Genomic DNA, 19,183 nt, shown 5'->3' on the forward strand with positions numbered 1-19,183 from the left:
CCCGGTGGCGCCGGCCGCTCCCGCGCTCAGGAAGGCGTACGGCGCAGCAGCGCCATGTACATCGCGTCGGTCCCGTGCAGATGGGGCCACAGCTGTACGTCCGGCCCGTCGCCCAGGTCCGGCATCGACGGCAACAGCGGTCTGACGTCGAGCAGTTCGGCGCCGGTCTCCTTGACCAGGTCGTCGACGACCGCCCGGGTCTCGGCCAGATGCGGGGAGCAGGTGGCGTAGCAGACGACACCGCCCACGCGCACCGAGTTCAGAGCCTGCCGCAGCAGACCGCGCTGGAGCGGCGCGAATCCCGCCACGTCCTCGGGACCGCGGCGCCAGCGCGCTTCGGGACGCCGCCGCAGCGCCCCCAGTCCGGTGCAGGGAACGTCGGCCAGGACGCGGTCGAAGGCCCCCGGCCGCCAGGCGGGTCGGGTCGCGTCCGCGGTGATCACCCCGTACGGCCCCGGGTTGCCGTCCAGAGCGCGGGCGACGAGACCCGCACGGTGCGGCTGCTTCTCGGCGGCGAGGAGCACGGCGCCTCGCTGCGCGGCGAGAGCACCGAGCAGTGCGGCCTTGCCGCCGGGGCCGGCGCAGGCGTCCAGCCACCGCTCGGCACGGCTGTCCGCTTCCTGGTCCCCACGGGCACTGCTCCCGCCGCCCTCGCCGGGCGGCGTCAGCGGTGCGTCGGCGAGCGCGAGGGCGACGAGCTGGCTTCCCTCGTCCTGCACTCCGGCGCGCCCCTCGCGCACGGCGTCGATCGCGCCGGGTTCGCCGCCCTCCGCGAGCCGCACCGCGTAGGGCGACCAGCGGCCGGGGGCCGCGTCGCCGCTCAGCAGCTCCTCCGTGGTGGCCCGCCCGGGACGGGCGACGAGGGTGACCTCCGGCCTGTCGTTGTCCGCGACAAGCAGGTCCTCCATGCCGTTGCTGCCGCCGCCGAGCGAGTCCCACAGCGCGGAGACGATCCAGCGCGGATGCGCGTGACGGATCCCCAGGTGCTGCTCCGGATCCTCGTCGTAGGGCGGCGTCACCTTCTCGAGCCAGCCCTCCAGATCGTCCGCGGCGATCTTGCGGAGCACGGCGTTGACGAACTTGGCACGCCCGTCGCCCAGCACCACCCGGGCCAGTTCGACAGTGGCGCTCACCCCCGCGTGGCTGGGGATGCGGGTGTTCAGCAGCTGGTGCGCGCCGAGTGAGAGCACGTCGAGCACGGGCGGGTCGACCTCGCGCAGCGGACGGTCGACGCACTCGGCGACGATCGCGTCGTAAGTGCCCTGCCAGCGAAGCGTCCCGTAGACCAGCTCGGTCGCCAGCGCCGCGTCCCGGGAGTCGAAGTCGCCCTTCTCCCGGGCCTTCCTCAGCAGCGGCGGCAGCACGAGGTTCGCGTACGCGTCACGCTCGTCGACGGCACGCAGCGCCTCGAAGGCGAGGATGCGGACCGGGTCCTTACGGGGGCGGCGGTAGGGCTTCGAAGGACGGCGCGGCCTGTTGCTCACGGGAAAAAGTGCTCCGGATCTGCGATGACGAGGTGTCTGTCCAGCGTACGCCGGGCCCCGGACGGCGTGGACGCGGACAGCGGGTACGCGGACGGCCGCCCCCTCTCCCCGCTGCCGCCGTCCACTACTCGCCCAGCCGCTCGCCCCCGGCGACGCGCACGCCGCGGGCCCAGTCGGCTGCGGGCATCGGCTTCTTGCCCTGCGGCTGCACCCACTGCAGCTCCACCGGGTGCGAACCGGTGCCCGCCAGAACCGAGTTCTTGCCCGCGAGCAGCTCCCCGGGACCCGGCCCGCCGCCCTCGGGCGGTCCGGGCTGCGGCGTCAGGGACCTCACCTTCAGGCGCTCTCCCCGGAAAACCGTCCACGCACCCGGGGCGGGCGTGCAGGCCCGTACGAGCCGGTCCACCCGGAGCGCCGGGGCCTGCCAGTCGATCCGGGCGTCGTCGACGCCGATCTTCGGTGCGAGGGAGACGCCTTCCTCGGGCTGCGGTACGGCGCGCAGAGTGCCGTCCTCGATGCCGTCCATGGTGGCGGCGAGCAGCCCCGCCCCCGCGAAGGCGAGCCGGGTGAGCAGGTCGCCGCTGGTGTCGGTGGGCTGCACCTTCTCCGTGATCACTCCGTAGACCGGCCCGGAGTCCAGGCCCTCCTCGATGAGGAACGTGCTGGCGCCGGTCATCTCGTCCCCCGCCAGCAGGGCGTGCTGCACGGGTGCGGCGCCGCGCCAGGCCGGCAGCAGCGAGAAGTGCAGGTTGACCCAGCCCCGCGACGGTACGTCCAGGGCGACCCGCGGGAGCAGCGCACCGTAGGCGACGACGGGAGCGCAGTCGGGTCCGATCTCGCGGAGGCGGGCGAGGAAGTCCTCGTCGCGGGGCCGCGCCGGTTTGAGCACCTCGATGCCCTCCTCCTCGGCCCGCTGCGCGACCGGGCTGGGCACCAGACGCCGTCCGCGTCCGGCACGGGCGTCCGGGCGCGTCACCACGGCCGCGACCTCGTGCCGCTCCGAGGCGATCAGAGCGTCGAGCGCGGGCACGGCGACCTCGGGGGTGCCGGCGAAGACGAGCTTCATCGGTTGGGGTCCACCTCTCACGGAACGGCGGCTGCACCGCGGAACCCGCGGTCAGGGACGACGCGCCAGTCTACGGGCCCCACTTGGCATCCCGTTGCGCCACCCGAGGGGGCGTACGTGGCTGCGCGCACACCCGCGTCGCTCGTCCACACACCCCCGGGGCGTGACCCGAACGACCACTACCGCGTTGGTCAAACCAGATTGACCGAAACGAGCCGTTCGCGGCTCCCATCCGCTGCACGACGGTTTCGAGAGGCTTCTTCGATGGCCGACCACGCAACCCACGACGCCCAGGCCAGGGCCAGCCTGCACCTGCTGGTGCGGGACATCGAGCGGGTTCGCCGCCAGGTGGACGCGCTGCGCACACTCACCGCCCAGCTCGGCAACGTCTACCGACCGCGACGCTCCGCCCCGTCGGCGGGCTTCGTCGTCTACGGGCGGGCGCCCGCTCCGACAGTGCGTCTCGCACAGGAGTTGCGGGACAGCGTGGAGACCCTGGTCACGGCCGCGGTGGACTTCGACAGGTCGCTGGGCTTCTCCTGGGACGCGGTCGGATCGGCGCTCGGCGTCACCAAGCAGGCTGTGCACCGCCGTTACGGGTCGCGGCGCAACGCGTCCCGCGAACTGACGGACGCGGGCGGGCAGTCCGCGGAGCTCGCGGCCGATGCGGCACCGGCTGCGCCCGCCCTCCCCGCCGCGCCGGGGAAGTCCTCGGCGGGGACGGCCCGTCCGGAGCCCGCCGTCACCGCCGCGTCCGCCCAGACCGGCACCGTCCACGGTTCCGCGCTGACGCAGTCACGGCCGCCCGTGCCCGGGCAGCCCTCACGTGACCACAGACCGGGGGCTTTCCCCGGCCCTCGCAACGGCTGACTCCTCCTCGGCCGTTGCCCCCACCGCCCGGTGCGCGCCGCACGCACCGGGCGGTGTGACGTCCACAGCCAGGACCGGCCGGCGGTTCAGCACACGAGCAGGCGCAACCGACGGCACCGACGCCCGACGACGGGCCGGCACAGCTCACTTCACAGCCGCGTTACCCACGAGCCGGTCCCCGGGGGAAAGTTCGCGACGGCCGTCCCGTGCCGTCCTCAGCCGATGTCGGGCGGGTCGATGCGGATCTGGACGGGACTTCCCTCACGGCGCGCCAGCCGGGCAGCGTGCGCCGTCTTCAACGCCGCCGCCATCGCGGCACCCGACCCGGGAGGCACCCGCACCAGGGCCCGCACCCAGTGCTCCCCCACCGGCGGATCGCCGCTGCGCCGGGGACGCCCCGGTTCGATGACGGGAAGCCCCACCGGCCCCAGCACCTCGGCGTCCGCCGGAAGCCCGGCCTGCCCCAGCAGCTCCTCCACCGCCTCGGCCCGTCCGCTGACGGCAGCCATCCGCGAGACCGGCGGGAAGCCCAGCTCCGCACGCTCCGCCAGCTCCCGCAGCGCGAAGCCGGACGGATCCCAGCGGACCAGCGCCTGCACCGGCCGCAGTGTGGGCTCGGCGACGATGAGGACGGTGCCGTCCTCGCCCTGGGGCCGCACCAACGCCGAGGCCGACAGCCAGCGGCGCAGCGCCTCCTCCTCGGCCCGCAGATCGGGCCGTCCCAGCAGCGCCCAGCCGTCCAGCAGGAGCGCCGCCGCATAGCCCTGGCCTTCGGCCGGGGGCTCCGCGCCGGGTGTGGAGACGATGAGTGCGGGCGCGTCCGGCACGCTCTCCAGGATGTGCTCGCGCCCCGAGGTACGCACCGGCACGGCCGGGAAGGCGCGCCCCAGCTCCTCCGCGGTGCGCCGGGCGCCGAATACCTGTCCGCGCAGCCGCGCGCCACCGCAGTCGGGGCAGCGCCAGTCCGGCGCCTCGTGCGCACACCAGCCGCAGCGCAGGCTTCCCCGCTCGTCGGTGGCCTCCAGCGGTCCCGAGCACCGGGCACAGCGCGCGGGCGCCCGGCACCGTTCGCACGCCAGGCGCGGAACGTAGCCGCGCCGGGGCACCTGCACCAGCACCGGGCCCCGCTGCAGAGCCTCGCGGGCCGTGTTCCAGGCGAGCGTCGGCAGCCGCGCGGTGCGGGCCGCCGCGTCGCGGGCCTCGTCGAGGTCACCGACCGTACGGATGAGGGGTGCCGTCTCCCGTACGGTCTCCCGGGCCGCGGTCAGCGGCCGTGCCCAGCCGGTCTCCACCAGCTGCGCCGCCTCCACGGTGCATCCGTGGCCCCCGGCCAGGAAGCCCGCCTGCTCGGTGACGGCGCGCTGGAGCAGCACCTCACGGGCGTGCGGCTGCGGCGCGTGGTCGTCGCTGTGCGCCGCGTCGCCGTCGTCCCACAGGACCGCCAGGCCGAGGTCGTGAACGGGCGCGAACATCGCCGCCCGCGTCCCCACCACCGCCCGCACGGCGCCGCGGCTCACGGCCAGCCAGCGCGCGTAGCGCTGCTCGGGCCCGGACTCGGCGGTCAGCAGCACATGGCGTCCGTCGCCGATCAGCGCCGTCAGCGCCGCGTCGACCCGCGCCGCCGCACGCCCGTCGGGCAGTACCGCCAGCGCGCCGCGGCCGGACGAGAGGACTGCGGCGACTGCCCGCGCCAGCTCCTGCGGCCAGTCCGGGCCGGGCAGCGCCGTCCAGACAGCGCGGGGACTGCCGCCCTCGGAGAGCGTGCGGAGGTAGGCCGGCCCGTCGACGTACCGCTCCCAGCTGCCGGGCGACGGCGGGGACGGCGGCGGCTGCGCCTCGGGCGAAGCCCGCTTCTCCGCCCGCGCCATCCGCGGCGGCACGGCCAGTTGCACGACGTCGGCGAGCGAGCCCGCGTACCGGTCGGCCACCGCCCGGCACAGCCGCAGCAGCGGTGGCGAGAGAACCCGCTCCGGCGAGAGCACCTGCGCGATCGGCGCCAGCGCACCCGGATAGTCGCTCTGCGCGACGCGCTCGACGACGAATCCGTTGATGAGCCTGCCGCCCTCGCGCCTGCCCTCCCGCTCACCCGCGCCGAAACGCACCCGCACCCGCACTCCGGGCTGCGCTTCTTCGTCCATGGCGGCGGGAACGGCGTAGTCGAAGTACCGGTCGAGGTGGAGGAGGCCCTTGTCCACCAGGACCCGCGCGACGGGCAGTTCCGCTGCGAGTTCGGCGCCGCGCCAGGTCCGGGGCCTGGCCCGGGGCGGCCTGCTGCGCCGCACGGTCTCCCGCAGCAGCGCAAGCTGCTCGGGCGCTTCCCGCGCTCCGTCCGCCGAGGGCTGCTGCGGCCCGTTGTCGCTGCTCACAGCTTTCAGTCTTAGCAGACCGTACGGACACCCGCGGGCGCCCGTACCGGCGGGTGCGGGCCCGAACGGCACCCGAGGGGACCGATGCGGCACGTCCCGCCCACACGGAAGGCCCGGCCGTCCCGCGTGCAGCGGAACGGCCGGGCCTTCCCGACCGGGGACGCCTCAAGCGCCCCGCGGCAAGTGGGAGTTACAGCCCTGCGGCCTTGCGCAGCGCGTCCACCCTGTCCGTGCGCTCCCAGGTGAAGTCGGGGAGTTCACGACCGAAGTGGCCGTAGGCCGCGGTCTGGGCGTAGATCGGGCGGAGCAGGTCGAGATCGCGGATGATCGCGGCCGGGCGGAGGTCGAAGACCTCGCTGATCGCCTGCTCGATCTTCTCGACGTCGACGGTGGCGGTGCCGAAGGTCTCGACGAAGACACCGACCGGCTCCGCCTTGCCGATCGCGTAGGCGACCTGGACCTCGCAGCGCGTGGCCAGCTCCGCCGCGACGACGTTCTTGGCGACCCAGCGCATCGCGTACGCGGCCGACCGGTCGACCTTGGACGGGTCCTTGCCGGAGAAGGCGCCGCCGCCGTGCCGGGCCATGCCGCCGTAGGTGTCGACGATGATCTTCCGCCCGGTCAGACCCGCGTCACCCATGGGACCGCCGATCTCGAAGCGGCCGGTGGGGTTGACCAGGAGGCGGTAGCCGCTGGTGTCCAGCTTCACGCCGTCCTCGACGAGGCGCTTGAGCTCCGGCTCCACGACGTACTCGCGGATGTCGGGGGCGAGCAGCGAGTCCAGGTCGATGTCCGCGGCGTGCTGCGAGGAGACCACGACGGTGTCGAGGCGTACGGCCTTGTCGCCGTCGTACTCGATGGTCACCTGTGTCTTGCCGTCGGGGCGCAGGTAGGGGATGGTGCCGTTCTTCCGGACGTCCGACAGGCGCTCGGAGAGCCGGTGCGCCAGCTGGACGGGCAGTGGCATGTACTCGGCGGTCTCGTCGCAGGCGTAGCCGAACATCAGGCCCTGGTCGCCGGCGCCCTGCTTGTCCAGCTCGTCCTGGTCGCCCTCGACGCGGTTCTCGTACGCGGTGTCGACGCCCTGAGCGATGTCCGGGGACTGCGCGCCGATGGACTCCGAGACGCCGCAGGACGCGCCGTCGAAGCCCTTCTTCGAGGAGTCGTAGCCGATCTCCAGGATCTTGTTGCGCACGAGCGACGAGATGGGTGCGTAGGCCTTGGTGGTCACTTCGCCGGCGACGTGCACGAGGCCGGTGGTGATCAGTGTCTCGACGGCGACCCGCGAGTGCGGGTCCTCCTTGAGCAGCGCGTCGAGGATGGTGTCGCTGACCTGGTCAGCAATCTTGTCAGGGTGACCCTCGGTCACAGATTCCGAGGTGAACAGACGGCGGGACACATCGCTCCCTGGGGTTGCAGCGGCTGCTGGCTATTCATGGGCGGACCGGTCGGGGGCTGTGCTCAATCAGGGCCCAAGCACGGTCCGCCGCCAGTTTATCCATCTGGAGCCGTATCCAATCACGTAGTCCCGAACTTCGATACAGCCATGACCTGCGCAAGCTCGCCCACCAGCACATCCGGTGCGCTCTTGACGAGCCGTCGGCGCGTGCGGCATATCACGCCATGACACACATAACGGAACTGGCGGACGAAGTGATTCCGCTCGCTTCCGTGCGCGACGCGAAGCGGGTGGAAACGGTCAGGGGAAACGCAGGGCAACCAGGTCCCAGACCCTGTCCGAAAGAGCTTCCTTCGGCCCCCGCGGGACGGGCGTCTCGCTTCCGTCCGCACCGAGCACGACGGCCTCGTTCTCCTCCGCGCCGAAGGTCTTGCTCTCCCCCACCTCGTTGACGACGAGCAGGTCGCACCGCTTGCGGGCCAGCTTCGCCCGGCCGTTGGCGAGGACATCGTCGGTCTCGGCCGCGAAACCGACGACGATCTGGCCGGCGCGGGCCCTGTCGGTCGACAGCTCGGCGAGGATGTCCGGATTACGGACCAGCGCGAGGGGCTCCGGCTCCGCATCCTTCCGCTTCTTGATCTTGCCTTCGGCGTAGACGGCCGGACGGAAATCCGCGACAGCTGCCGCCATCACGACAGCGTCCGCGTCAGCCGCTGCCTCCACGACCGCCTCCCGCAGTTGTACCGCCGTCCCCACCCGGACCACGTCGACACCGGCCGGGGCCGGAAGCTCGCTGTTCGCCGCGACCAGAGTGACGCGGGCGCCGCGCGCCACCGCCGTACGCGCCAGGGCGAAACCCTGCTTCCCCGAGGAGCGGTTGCCGAGGAAACGCACGGGGTCGAGGGGTTCACGCGTACCGCCGGCGCTGACGACCACGTGCCGTCCCGCCAGATCGGCTCGCTCCTCGGCCGTGCCGCGCGCCAGTACGCCGCGGCAGACCTCGAAGACCGCGTCGGGCTCCGGGAAGCGCCCCTTGCCCGTGTCGGCACCGGTCAGCCGCCCGACCGCCGGCTCGATGACGAGGCAGCCGCGGCGGCGCAGCGTGGCGACGTTCTCCTGGGTGGCCGGGTGCTCCCACATCTCGGTGTGCATGGCCGGGGCGAAGACGACCGGGCACCGCGCGGTGAGCAGGGTGTTGGTCAGCAGGTCGTCCGCGAGACCGTGCGCGGCCTTCGCGAGGATGTCCGCGGTCGCCGGCGCGACCACGACCAGGTCGGCGCCCTGACCGATGCGCACATGGGGAACCTCGTGCACCGACTCCCACACGTCGGTGCTCACCGGATTGCCCGAGAGCGCCGAGAACGTGGCCTCGCCGACGAAGCGCAGCGCGGAGGCGGTCGGCACGACACGCGTCTCGTGTCCGCTCTCCGTCAGCCGCCGCAGCAGCTCGCACGCCTTGTACGCGGCGATGCCGCCGCTGACTCCGAGTACGACCCGCGGCCCGTTCTCCTGCGGCCTGTCGTGCCGGCGCTGCTCCATCGCTCGCCTCTCCCCACGCGTAGCCCGACGGTGCCTGACGGGTGTCAGGCGGGCTGCCTACCACCTACACATGACACACCACGGGCCCGGCAGCCGCGCTGCCGGGCCCGTGACGGTGGTCCGCCGGTGGCTACTGCGTCACCGGGACGTCGACGGCCTCGGAGGTCAGCAGGCCGGCGTTGATCTCGCGGAGTGCGATCGAGAGCGGCTTCTCGTGGACGTGGGTGTCCACCAGGGGGCCCACGTACTCGAGGAGACCCTCACCGAGCTGCGAGTAGTACGCGTTGATCTGGCGCGCACGCTTGGCGGCGTAGATCACGAGGCTGTACTTCGAGTCGGTGGCTTCGAGCAGCTCATCAATGGGCGGGTTGATGATGCCCTCGGGCGTGGAGATGGAAGAGGACACGCTCTGCCTTCCGGAGGGGTGTGGTGAAGTTCAGAAAAAGATCGAAAATCAAGCGATCTGCATCAAGGCTAGCAGCTCGGCGCTGACGTCCTCGACCGAGGTATTGACGAGGGTGGTGTCGAATTCCCCTTCGGCCGCCAGCTCCGTACGGGCCACTGCGAGCCGCCGCTCGATGACTTCGGGAGGCTCCGTCCCCCTGCCGGTGAGCCGGCGCACCAGCTCCTCCCAGCTGGGCGGAGCGAGGAAGACGAGCCGGGCCGACGGCATGGCCTGCCGTACGAGCCTCGCGCCCTGGAGATCGATCTCCAGCAGGACGGGTTCGCCCCGTTCCAGATGTTCCAGAACGGCCCCGCGGGGTGTGCCGTACCGGTTCCCCGCGAATTCTGCCCACTCCAGCAGATCCCCGTTGGCGACGAGTTTGTCGAACTCGTCGTCGCCGGTGAAGAAGTACTGCACGCCGTGCTTCTCCCCCGGACGCGGCCTGCGGGTCGTCGCCGACACGGAGAGCCAGACCTCTGGATGCGCCTTGCGCAGATGTGCGACGACCGTGCTCTTCCCGACCCCGGAGGGGCCGGAGAGCACGGTCAGCCGAGGCTTGCCGGCGGGAGGTTCCGGGGTGTCCCCCCGGGGAACTGCAGAACTCATGCAGTGATTATCCCGGTTCGAAGCTGTGCCTTGCCACCAGGACGCCGCGGGCCGTGACCCGCGGCGTCCCGGTCACGGAAAGATCAGGCGGATGCTCCGCCGAACTCCCGTTCCAGAGCGGCGATCTGGTTGGAGCCCAGGCCACGCACCCGGCGGCTCTCGGAGATTCCGAGACGCTCCATGATCTGCTTGGCGCGGACCTTGCCGACGCCGGGAAGGCTTTCCAGGAGAGCGCTGACCTTCATCTTGCCGATGACGTCGTTCTCCTGGCCCTGCTTGATCACGTCGTGCAGGGTCGCGCCGGAGTGCTTCAGCCGGTTCTTGACCTCGGCGCGCTCCCGGCGAGCCGCGGCGGCCTTTTCGAGCGCGGCTGCGCGCTGTTCAGGGGTAAGGGGCGGAAGAGCCACGCCTACGTCACCTCAGTTAGAACTGTCGGAATGGATTCGTGAGGAGCTTTCTCATAGCCCCGCCAGCACGGGGCAACGAGCAACGCGCCTGTTCGCGCTGCTCCCGACGGAGACTAGCGGCCTGTGGCGCCTGAGTCAGCGAGAACTGCGGAAAAGTCCTGGTCAGACTCAAGTCGATCGGGACATTAATGGACAAATACCCCCAGTTCCCGGCTCAACTCCGCCTCAATTCACGGCTGTCGGGGTTCCGGCCGCGCATCGCCGCAGGTACGAAGCAGGTACGGAGCCGTACAGGAAGGGACGTACTGCCCTCACACGTCCGCGCCGGGGGCCGAGCCCGCTCGGGCGAGGACCTCTGCCAGTGCCTCCGCCTCCGTCCGGGCGGCCTCGCGCAGCAGTTTCCCGGAAGGGCCGTGCCGGAGCACCCCCCTGCTGATGCTCGGCAGAACGTTGCGCGTCGCGGCCCCGAAGACGCGCGGAAGGTCGGCCGCCGTGGCTCCCTGCGCCCCGATCCCCGGGGCGAGCAGCGGCCCGTTGACGGCGAGGTCCACGCCCGCGCCGTGCAGTGTGCCGCCGAGGGTCGCTCCGACCACCGCGCCCACGGAGCCCAGCGGTTCGGCGTCTGCGTTCTCCTCCGCGATCCGCGCGAGCACCGTGGCGGCCACACTCCGGCCGTCCTCCCGTACCGCGTGCTGCACTTCGGCGCCCTCCGGGTTGGAGGTGAGCGCGAGGACGAACAGGCCGCAGCCGCCTGCGTGGGCACGGTCGACCGCCGGGCGGAGGGAACCGAATCCCAGGTACGGGCTGACGGTCAGCGCGTCCGAGAAGAGCGGCGAGGCGGGGTCGAGATAGGCGTCCGCGTAGGCGGACATGGTGGAGCCGATGTCGCCGCGCTTGGCGTCCGTCAGCACCAGCGCACCGGCAGCACGCGATTCGGTGACCGCCCGCTCCAGCACCGCGACTCCGCGGGAGCCGAACCGTTCGTAGAACGCGGACTGCGGCTTGAGCACGGCCACTTGGCCGGCCAGCGCCTCGACGACGGTGAAGGTGAAGCGTTCCAGGCCCTCGACGTCGTCACCGAGTCCCCAGTCGGCGAGGAGCCCGGGGTGCGGGTCGATGCCGACGCACAGCGGTCCGCGGGTGTCCATCGCGCGGCGCAGCCGTGCGCCGAAGGGTTCCTGGTGAGGAGCAGGCTGGATCATGCTGCTTCGGCCTTCCGGTGTTCCGCGCCGACTGCGTCGGCGAGCGTCGCGTACGGGCTGGCTGCCAGGCGGGCGGCCAGCCCCTGGTGGAGGGACCGCGCCCAGCCGGGACCCTCGTAGACGAAGGCGCTGTAGCCCTGCACGAGGGTGGCGCCGGCGAGGATGCGCTCCCAGGCGTCTTCCGCACTGGTGACTCCCCCGACGCCGACGAGGGTGACCCGGCCGCCGACCCGGACGTACAGACGGCGAAGCACCTGGAGCGAACGGTCACGCAGCGGAGCCCCGGACAGGCCGCCGGTCTCCGCGGTCAGCGACGGCGGTGCGGTGAGACCGAGGCCGTCGCGGGCGACGGTCGTGTTGGTGGCGATGATGCCGTCCAGGCCGAGTTCGACCGCGAGGTCGGCGACAGCGTCGACGTCCTCGTCGGCGAGGTCGGGCGCGATCTTCACCAGCAGCGGCACACGGCGCCGGGTGACGGCACGGTCGGCGGCCTCGCGTACGGCGCTCAGCAGCGGGCGGAGCGCCTCGGTGGCCTGAAAGGCGCGCAGGCCGGGGGTGTTGGGCGAGGAGACGTTCACGACGAGGTAGTCGGCGTGGGCGGCGAGGCGTTCCGTGGAGGTGACGTAGTCCTCGACGGCCTCCTCCTCGGGAACCGCCTTGGTCTTGCCGATGTTGACGCCGACCACCGGGGCCGCGCCGGCGGCCCGTCCGCCCGCCGCCCCGCGTGCCCGGCCTTCGGCGCGTGCGGCAAGCCGGGCCGCGACGGCTGCCGAGCCCTCGTTGTTGAAGCCCATCCGGTTGATCAGTGCGCGGTCCGGGGTCAGCCGGAAGAGGCGCCGGCGGGGGTTGCCCGGCTGGGGCCGCCCGGTGACGGTGCCGACTTCGACGTGGTCGAAGCCCAGCATCGCCAGTCCGTCGATGCCTTCGGCGTTCTTGTCGAAGCCGGCGGCCAGCCCGAAGGGGCCCGGCATGCTCCTGCCCAGCGCCTCGACGCGCAGCTCGTCGCGCCGGGGGGCCAGCCGGGCCGCGACGAGCCGCCGCAGCACCGGCAGGCGGGAGACCAGCCGGATCAGGGCGAAGGCCAGCCGGTGGGCCCTCTCGGGATCCAGCCGCCTCAGGACGGTCTCGAACAGCAGGTGGTACATGCGGGCGGCCTTCGCGTGCGGACGGACGGGGGTCGGGGGCGTTCGGCGGGCACCGGGACCGGGAGGCCGCGGGCACCCGCCGGGGGGCGGCTGCGTCGCCGGCCCCCGGGGAGCGTCAGCCGGAGCTGCGGGCCGCCGTGAGATGGTCCGCGTGCTCCTGGAGCGAACGGACCCCCACCTCACCGCGCGTGAGTGCCTCGATGCCCTGCACCGCCGCGGCAAGGGCCTGGACGGTGGTGAGGCAGGGGACGGCACGGGCGACCGCGGCGGTGCGGATGTCGTAACCGTCCAGGCGTCCTCCGGTGCCCCAGGGGGTGTTGACGATCAGGTCGACGCGTCCTGCGTGGATGAGCTGGACGATCGTCGGCTCACCGTCGGGCCCCGGCCCCTGGCTGTGCTTGCGCACGACGGTGGCGTTTATGCCGTTGCGCTTGAGCACCTCCGCGGTGCCGGAGGTCGCCAGCAACTCGAAGCCCATGGCGACCAGTTCACGGGCGGGGAAGATCAGCGAGCGCTTGTCGCGGTTGGCCACCGAGACGAAGGCGCGTCCCTTCGTGGGCAGCGCGCCGTAGACCGCCGTCTGGGATTTGGCGTAGGCGGTGCCGAAGACCGAGTCGATGCCCATGACTTCGCCGGTCGAGCGCATCTCCGGGCCGAGGACGGTGTCCACGCCGCGCCCCTGGACGTCGCGGAAACGGGTCCACGGCAGCACGGCCTCCTTCACGGAGATCGGGGCGTCCAGCGGCAGATCGCCGCCGTCGCCCTCCGCCGGAAGCATCCCCTCACGGCGCAGCTGCGCGACCGTGGCGCCCAGCGAGATGCGGGCTGCCGCCTTCGCGAGCGGGACGGCTGTGGCCTTGGAGGTGAAGGGGATCGTCCGGGAGGCGCGCGGATTGGCCTCCAGTACGTACAGGATGTCGCCGGCCATCGCGAACTGGATGTTGATCAGGCCCCGCACGCCGACTCCGCGGGCGATGGCCTCGGTCGAGGCACGCAGCCGCTTGATGTCGTGACCGCCGAGGGTGATGGGCGGCAGCGCGCAGGCCGAATCGCCCGAGTGGATGCCGGCTTCCTCGATGTGCTCCATCACGCCGCCGAGGTAGAGCTCTTCGCCGTCGTAGAGGGCGTCGACGTCGATCTCGATGGCGTCGTCGAGGAACCGGTCGATGAGCACGGGGTGTTCGGAGATCAGACCGGCATGACGCTCCAGGTACGCCGCGAGCGAGGCCTCGTCGTAGACGATCTCCATGCCGCGCCCGCCGAGCACGTACGAAGGACGCACCATCACCGGGTAGTTGATCTCCGCGGCGATGCCCTTGGCCTGTTCGAAGGAGTAGGCCGTGCCGTACTTGGGGGCCGGGAGGCCGGCCTCCTCGAGCACGCGCCCGAAGGCGCCCCGCTCTTCGGCGAGGTTGATCGCCTCTGGTGAAGTGCCCACGATCGGCACGCCGTTGTCCTTCAGCGCCTGCGCGAGGCCCAGCGGCGTCTGGCCGCCGAGCTGCACGACCACGCCGGCGACCGGCCCCGCGGCCTGCTCCGCGTGCACGATCTCCAGTACGTCCTCCAGGGTGAGCGGCTCGAAGTAGAGCCGGTCGGAGGTGTCGTAGTCGGTGGAGACGGTCTCCGGGTTGCAGTTGACCATCACGGTCTCGTAGCCGGCCTCGCCGAGGGCGAAGGAGGCGTGGACGCAGGAGTAGTCGAACTCGATACCCTGCCCGATGCGGTTGGGGCCCGAGCCCAGAATGATCACAGCGGGCTTCTCGCGCGGGGCGACCTCGGTCTCCTCGTCGTAGGAGGAGTAGAAGTACGGCGTGCTGGCGGCGAATTCGGCCGCGCAGGTGTCGACGGTCTTGTAGACGGGACGGACGCCGAGCGCGTGGCGCACCTCCCGCACCACGTCCTCGCGCAGCGAGCGCAGTGCCGCGATCTGGGCGTCGGAGAAGCCGTAACGTTTGGCCCCGGCGAGCAGCTGCGGGTTCAACTCCGGTGCAGCGGCCAGCTTTTCGGCGATCTCGCTGATCAGGAAGAGCTGGTCCGTGAACCAGGGGTCGATCTTCGTGGACTCGAAGACCTCCTCATGGGTGGCCCCGGCACGGATGGCCTCCATGACGGTGTTGATCCGGCCGTCGGTGGGGCGGGCCGCCTTCGCCAGCAGCTCGCCCTTGTCACCCGGCGGAGTGACGAAGTCGAACTGGCTGCCCTTCTTCTCCAGCGAACGCAGCGCCTTGTTCAGCGCCTCGGGGAAGTTGCGCCCGATCGCCATGGCCTCGCCGACCGACTTCATCGTGGTCGTCAGGGTGTCGTCGGCCGCCGGGAACTTCTCGAAGGCGAACCGGGGCGCCTTCACCACCACGTAGTCGAGGGTGGGTTCGAAGGAGGCGGGGGTCTGCTCGGTGATGTCGTTGGGGATCTCGTCGAGCGTGTATCCCACGGCCAGCTTCGCTGCGATCTTCGCGATGGGGAAGCCCGTTGCCTTCGAGGCGAGCGCGGAGGAGCGGGAGACACGCGGGTTCATCTCGATGACGACGACGCGTCCGTCCGAGGGGTCCACGGCGAACTGGATGTTGCAGCCGCCCGTGTCGACACCGACCTCGCGGATGACGGCGATGCCGATGTCCCGGAGCGTCTGGTACTCGCGGTCGGTGAGCGTCATCGCCGGTGCGACGGTGATGGAGTCGCCGGTGTGCACGCCCATCGGGTCGAAGTTCTCGATGGAGCAGACGACCACGACGTTGTCGTGCTTGTCGCGCATCAGCTCCAGCTCGTACTCCTTCCACCCGAGGATGGACTCCTCCAGCAGCACCTCGCTCGTCGGCGAGAGGTTCAGCCCCTGGCCCGCGATGCGGCGCAGTTCCTCCTCGTCGTGCGCGAATCCCGAACCCGCGCCGCCCATGGTGAAGGAGGGCCTGACCACCACGGGGTAGCCGCCGAGACCGTCGACCCCTGCCAGCACCTCCTCCATCGAGTGACAGATCACCGACCGCGCGGACTCACCGTGCCCGGTGCGCTGCCGTACCGCCTCCACGACCTCCTTGAACTGCTCGCGGTCCTCGCCCTTGTTGATCGCCTCGACGTTGGCGCCGATCAGCTCCACGCCGTACTCCGCGAGCGTCCCCGACTCGTGCAGGGAGATCGCGGTGTTCAGCGCCGTCTGGCCGCCGAGGGTGGGCAGCAGCGAGTCGGGACGCTCCTTCGCGATGATCTTCTCGACGAACTCGGGCGTGATCGGCTCGACGTACGTCGCGTCGGCGATCTCCGGGTCGGTCATGATCGTCGCCGGGTTGGAGTTGACCAGGATCACGCGCAGGCCCTCGGCCTTGAGAACCCGGCAGGCCTGCGTACCGGAATAGTCGAACTCCGCGGCCTGACCGATGACGATCGGGCCCGAGCCGATGACCAGAACGGACTGGATGTCGGTGCGCTTAGGCACTCTGGCCCTCCATGTGCTGGGTGTCGCTGTGCTGGGTGCTGCTGCGCCGGCTCTCTGCGGGGGTCCGTGGACCCTCGCCGCTCATGAGCGCGACGAAGCGGTCGAAGAGGTAGGCGGCGTCGTGCGGTCCGGCCGCCGCCTCGGGGTGGTACTGGACGCTGAAGGCCGGCCGCTCCAGCAGCCGCAGCCCCTCCACCACGTTGTCGTTGAGGCAGACATGGGTGACCTCGGCGGGCCCGTACGGCGTCGGGACCGGCCCGTCCAGCGGCGCGTCCACGGCGAACCCGTGGTTGTGGGCGGTGACTTCGACCTTGCCGCCCGTCCACGTGCCCGAAGCGGTGCGCTCCTGCACGGGCTGGTTGACGCCCCGGTGGCCGTACTTGAGCTTGAAGGTGCCGAACCCCAGTGCGCGCCCCAGTATCTGGTTCCCGAAGCAGATGCCGAACAGCGGCGTACCCCGGTCGAGCACCGCACGCATCAGCGCGACCGGGTGTTCGGCGGCGGCGGGGTCGCCGGGCCCGTTGGAGAAGAAGACACCGTCCGGCTCGACCGCGTAGACGTCCTCCACGCCCGCGTCGGCGGGCAGCACGTGCACCTCGATGCCGCGCTCGGCCATCCGGTACGGGGTCATGCCCTTGATGCCCAGGTCGACGGCGGCGACCGTGAAGCGCTTGGTGCCCTTCGCCGGTACGACGTAGGACTCCCTGGTGGCGACCTCACCGCACAGGTCGGCGCCCGTCATCGCGGGAGCGGACCGTACGCGCTCCAGCAGGGTCTCCTCGCCGGCCGCGGCGGCCTCGCCGGAGAAGATCCCGGCGCGCATCGCACCGCGCTCCCGAAGATGGCGGGTGAGCGCGCGGGTGTCGACCCCGCTGATGCCCACGACGCCCTGCGCGGTCAGCTCCTCGTCGAGAGTGCGTACGGAACGCCAGTTGGAGGGGGTGCGCGCGGGGTCGCGTACGACGTAACCGGCGACCCAGATCCGCGCGGACTCGGGGTCCTCGTCGTTGACGCCGGTGTTGCCGATGTGCGGGGCCGTCATGACGACCACCTGCCGGTGGTAGGAGGGGTCCGTGAGGGTCTCCTGGTAGCCCGTCATGCCGGTGTTGAAGACGGCTTCGCCGACGGTCTCCCCCACTGCGCCGTAGGCGCGCCCCCGGAAGCTGCGGCCGTCCTCCAGGACGAGCACGGCGGGAGCAGGTGCGGCTGGACCGGTGGAGGTCGTCATCATGTGTCCCTCTCAGGGGTTACTGCGTGGCGGTACGGGCCGGTGACCGCGCTGTCACCGGCGGGGGCCGTCTCCTGGGCGGGCCCGTCGGCGCGGGCGGAGACGTCGGCGGTGTCGCGGGCGGCGTCGGGGGTGGTGAGCCGCTCCACCCAGCCGGCCTGCTCGGCCGGGTGGTCGAGACGGAACCCGGAGTCGAGGAGACGGTCCCCGAGTTCCCAGGTGATCACCAGCAGGCCGCCTTCGGTGAGCACCTTGCCCGCGATGCCCTTCTCCAGGCGTGCACCGCGCAGTCTCTCCACGGGGACGAAGAAGTCCCGCGCGCCGGGCCGCTCGGCCGTCACTCCCGCCGCCGAGAGGGTCAGCAGGACGCGGCTGCGCGTGCCGAGACCGTGGGCCACGATGCGGTCGAGCCACTGCCCCGCGGTGGTCGAGCCGTGGTAGCGGCCGGAGGCCTGGAGCAGCGCCTCCCCGGACGTCCCGTCGGAGGCCGGCGGTACGGCCGGCTCCGGCAGGTCGCCCTGGAGGGTTCCCCGCCATTTCCAGCCCTGCCGCATCAGCCAGTACAGGAGGGCGACGAAGAGGAGGAGCCCGACGACCCAGCCGATGCGGGCCGCCCAGTCGGTGACCTCCTGCGACCTCGGTTCGGCGGCCGGAAGGGCGAGCCAGGAGACCGGTCGGGGTTGTGCGTTCACGCCAGCTTCCCGTCCACGACTGTTGCACGTCCCCGCAGCCAGGTGTGGGTCACGCGTCCCGGCAGATCGCGGCCCTCGTAGGGGGTGTTGCGGCTGCGGGAGGCGAAACCTGCGGGGTCCACCGTTCCACGGTAGGCCGGGTCCAGGAGCACCAGGTTCGCGGGTTCACCTGCGGCTACGGGGCGGCCCTGACCGTTCAGACGGCTGATGGCGGCGGGGCGGCGGGACATCCGCTCGGCCACGCCGGCCCAGTCCAGCAGACCGGTCTCGACCATGGTGTGCTGCACGACGGACAGCGCTGTCTCCAGGCCCACCATCCCCATGGCCGCCGCGCCCCACTCGCAGTCCTTGTCCTCGTGCGGGTGGGGTGCGTGGTCGGTGGCGACGCAGTCGATGGTGCCGTCCGCGAGCGCCTCGCGGAGCGCCCGTACGTCCTCTTCGGTGCGCAGCGGAGGGTTCACCTTGTAGACCGGGTCGTAGGAGCGTACGAGGTCGTCCGTCAGCAGCAGGTGGTGCGGGGTGACCTCGGCGGTGACCTGCCAGCCCTTGGACTTCGCCCAGCGCACCAGCTCGACGGAGCCCGCGGTGGACAGGTGGCAGATGTGGACCCGGGACCCGACATGCGCGGCGAGCAGCACGTCCCGGGCGATGACCGACTCCTCGGCGACGGCGGGCCACCCGCCCAGACCCAGCTCGGCGGAGACGACGCCCTCGTTCATCTGGGCGCCCTCGGTCAGCCGCGGCTCCTGGGCGTGCTGGGCGATGACGCCGTCGAAGGCCTTCACGTACTCCAGGGCTCTGCGCATGATCACGGCGTCGTCGACGCACTTGCCGTCGTCGGAGAAGACCCGGACGGCCGCGGCGGAGTCGTGCATGGCTCCGAGTTCGGCGAGCTGCTTGCCCTCCAGGCCGACGGTGACCGCGCCGACGGGCTGCACGTCGCAGTAGCCCGACTCGCGGCCGAGCCGCCACACCTGCTCGACGACACCGGCGGTGTCGGCGACCGGGAAGGTGTTGGCCATGGCGTGCACCGCGGTGAAGCCGCCCTTCGCGGCGGCCCTGGTCCCCGTCAGCACGGTCTCGGAGTCCTCGCGCCCGGGCTCGCGCAGATGCGTGTGCAGATCGACGAGGCCGGGCAGCAGGATGCGCCCCTCCGCCTCGACCACGTCGGCGCCGGCGGCGTCGAGACCGCTGCCCACCTCGGCGACCGTCTCACCGTCGATCAGTACGTCCCGGGGCTCGCCGCCCAGCAGCCGGGCGCCGCGGAGAAGGGTCTTGCTGGTGTCGTCGGCCTTGCCTGTCAT

15 protein-coding genes are annotated in these 19,183 nt (G+C 71.9%); 1 reads left to right on the forward strand and 14 read right to left on the reverse strand.

All coding sequences use genetic code 11. The features are described 5' to 3' along the window. Positions 1-26: 26 nt before the first annotated feature. Positions 27-1,484, reverse strand: a complete 1,458-nt coding sequence (locus ACFPA8_RS12655) for an RsmB/NOP family class I SAM-dependent RNA methyltransferase (RefSeq protein WP_386447014.1) — start codon at positions 1,482-1,484, stop codon at positions 27-29. A gap of 124 nt (positions 1,485-1,608) precedes the next feature. Beyond that, entirely contained in the window at positions 1,609-2,550 is a 942-nt protein-coding gene (fmt, locus tag ACFPA8_RS12660; protein ID WP_386447017.1) for a methionyl-tRNA formyltransferase, read from the reverse strand. A 264-nt stretch (positions 2,551-2,814) separates the two neighbouring features. Here fmt and ACFPA8_RS12665 point away from each other — a divergent pair, with 264 nt between their 5' ends. Next, the gene (locus ACFPA8_RS12665) at positions 2,815-3,420 is read left to right on the forward strand and encodes a hypothetical protein (RefSeq protein ID WP_386447020.1); all 606 of its coding nucleotides are present in this window, start codon (positions 2,815-2,817) and stop codon (positions 3,418-3,420) included. A gap of 215 nt (positions 3,421-3,635) precedes the next feature. Here the strand turns inward: ACFPA8_RS12665 and ACFPA8_RS12670 are convergent, their stop codons facing one another. The 12 genes from ACFPA8_RS12670 to ACFPA8_RS12725 form a co-directional block, all read right to left on the reverse strand. After that, positions 3,636-5,786: a primosomal protein N' gene (locus ACFPA8_RS12670; protein WP_386447022.1), complete on the reverse strand. Its 2,151-nt coding sequence runs from the start codon at positions 5,784-5,786 to the stop codon at positions 3,636-3,638. Between the two features lie 190 nt (positions 5,787-5,976). Continuing rightward, entirely contained in the window at positions 5,977-7,185 is a 1,209-nt protein-coding gene (metK, locus tag ACFPA8_RS12675) for a methionine adenosyltransferase (protein ID WP_386447025.1), read from the reverse strand. Positions 7,186-7,485: 300 nt separating this feature from the next. Beyond that, a complete protein-coding gene (gene coaBC / locus ACFPA8_RS12680) occupies positions 7,486-8,724 on the reverse strand; it encodes a bifunctional phosphopantothenoylcysteine decarboxylase/phosphopantothenate--cysteine ligase CoaBC (RefSeq protein WP_386447027.1) in 1,239 nt (412 codons plus the stop codon). 130 nt (positions 8,725-8,854) lie between these two features. Beyond that, positions 8,855-9,130, reverse strand: a complete 276-nt coding sequence (gene rpoZ / locus ACFPA8_RS12685; protein ID WP_028431631.1) for a DNA-directed RNA polymerase subunit omega — start codon at positions 9,128-9,130, stop codon at positions 8,855-8,857. Positions 9,131-9,178: 48 nt separating this feature from the next. Then, entirely contained in the window at positions 9,179-9,775 is a 597-nt protein-coding gene (gene gmk, locus ACFPA8_RS12690; RefSeq protein WP_386447029.1) for a guanylate kinase, read from the reverse strand. An 83-nt stretch (positions 9,776-9,858) separates the two neighbouring features. Continuing rightward, positions 9,859-10,182 carry an integration host factor, actinobacterial type gene (mihF, locus tag ACFPA8_RS12695; protein WP_028431629.1) on the reverse strand — a complete coding sequence of 108 codons (324 nt, stop codon included), beginning with the start codon at positions 10,180-10,182 and terminating at the stop codon, positions 9,859-9,861. Positions 10,183-10,493: 311 nt separating this feature from the next. Beyond that, positions 10,494-11,384: an orotidine-5'-phosphate decarboxylase gene (gene pyrF, locus ACFPA8_RS12700; RefSeq protein ID WP_386447032.1), complete on the reverse strand. Its 891-nt coding sequence runs from the start codon at positions 11,382-11,384 to the stop codon at positions 10,494-10,496. Beyond that, on the reverse strand, positions 11,381-12,529 hold the full coding sequence (locus tag ACFPA8_RS12705; protein WP_386447035.1) for a quinone-dependent dihydroorotate dehydrogenase: 1,149 nt from the start codon (positions 12,527-12,529) through the stop codon (positions 11,381-11,383). The genes pyrF and ACFPA8_RS12705 overlap by 4 nt, the downstream gene beginning before the upstream one ends. A gap of 115 nt (positions 12,530-12,644) precedes the next feature. Beyond that, positions 12,645-15,959: a carbamoyl-phosphate synthase large subunit gene (gene carB, locus ACFPA8_RS12710; protein ID WP_386447038.1), complete on the reverse strand. Its 3,315-nt coding sequence runs from the start codon at positions 15,957-15,959 to the stop codon at positions 12,645-12,647. Continuing rightward, positions 15,952-17,187, reverse strand: coding sequence for a glutamine-hydrolyzing carbamoyl-phosphate synthase small subunit (gene carA / locus ACFPA8_RS12715; protein WP_386447041.1), 1,236 nt, complete (start codon positions 17,185-17,187; stop codon positions 15,952-15,954). Before carA ends, carB begins: the two co-directional genes overlap by 8 nt. Further along, positions 17,187-17,879 (reverse strand): PH-like domain-containing protein, encoded by a 693-nt coding sequence (locus ACFPA8_RS12720; RefSeq protein WP_386447044.1) that lies wholly within the window; start codon positions 17,877-17,879, stop codon positions 17,187-17,189. The genes carA and ACFPA8_RS12720 overlap by 1 nt, the downstream gene beginning before the upstream one ends. Then, positions 17,876-19,183, reverse strand: coding sequence for a dihydroorotase (locus ACFPA8_RS12725; RefSeq protein ID WP_386447047.1), 1,308 nt, complete (start codon positions 19,181-19,183; stop codon positions 17,876-17,878). The genes ACFPA8_RS12720 and ACFPA8_RS12725 overlap by 4 nt, the downstream gene beginning before the upstream one ends.

Source organism: Streptomyces ovatisporus, assembly GCF_042653885.1.
Classification (GTDB): Bacteria; Actinomycetota; Actinomycetes; order Streptomycetales; family Streptomycetaceae; genus Streptomyces; species Streptomyces ovatisporus.

What these genes read in the sequence shown, in the direction of transcription:
- fmt (WP_386447017.1), bottom strand. Translation starts at nt 2,550, where the DNA reads ATGAAGCTCGTCTTCGCCGGCACCCCCGAGGTCGCCGTGCCCGCGCTC.
- ACFPA8_RS12665 (WP_386447020.1), top strand. Translation starts at nt 2,815, where the DNA reads ATGGCCGACCACGCAACCCACGACGCCCAGGCCAGGGCCAGCCTGCAC.
- coaBC (WP_386447027.1), bottom strand. Translation starts at nt 8,724, where the DNA reads ATGGAGCAGCGCCGGCACGACAGGCCGCAGGAGAACGGGCCGCGGGTC.
- gmk (WP_386447029.1), bottom strand. Translation starts at nt 9,775, where the DNA reads ATGAGTTCTGCAGTTCCCCGGGGGGACACCCCGGAACCTCCCGCCGGC.
- pyrF (WP_386447032.1), bottom strand. Translation starts at nt 11,384, where the DNA reads ATGATCCAGCCTGCTCCTCACCAGGAACCCTTCGGCGCACGGCTGCGC.
- ACFPA8_RS12705 (WP_386447035.1), bottom strand. Translation starts at nt 12,529, where the DNA reads ATGTACCACCTGCTGTTCGAGACCGTCCTGAGGCGGCTGGATCCCGAG.
- carA (WP_386447041.1), bottom strand. Translation starts at nt 17,187, where the DNA reads ATGACGACCTCCACCGGTCCAGCCGCACCTGCTCCCGCCGTGCTCGTC.
- ACFPA8_RS12725 (WP_386447047.1), bottom strand. Translation starts at nt 19,183, where the DNA reads ATGACAGGCAAGGCCGACGACACCAGCAAGACCCTTCTCCGCGGCGCC.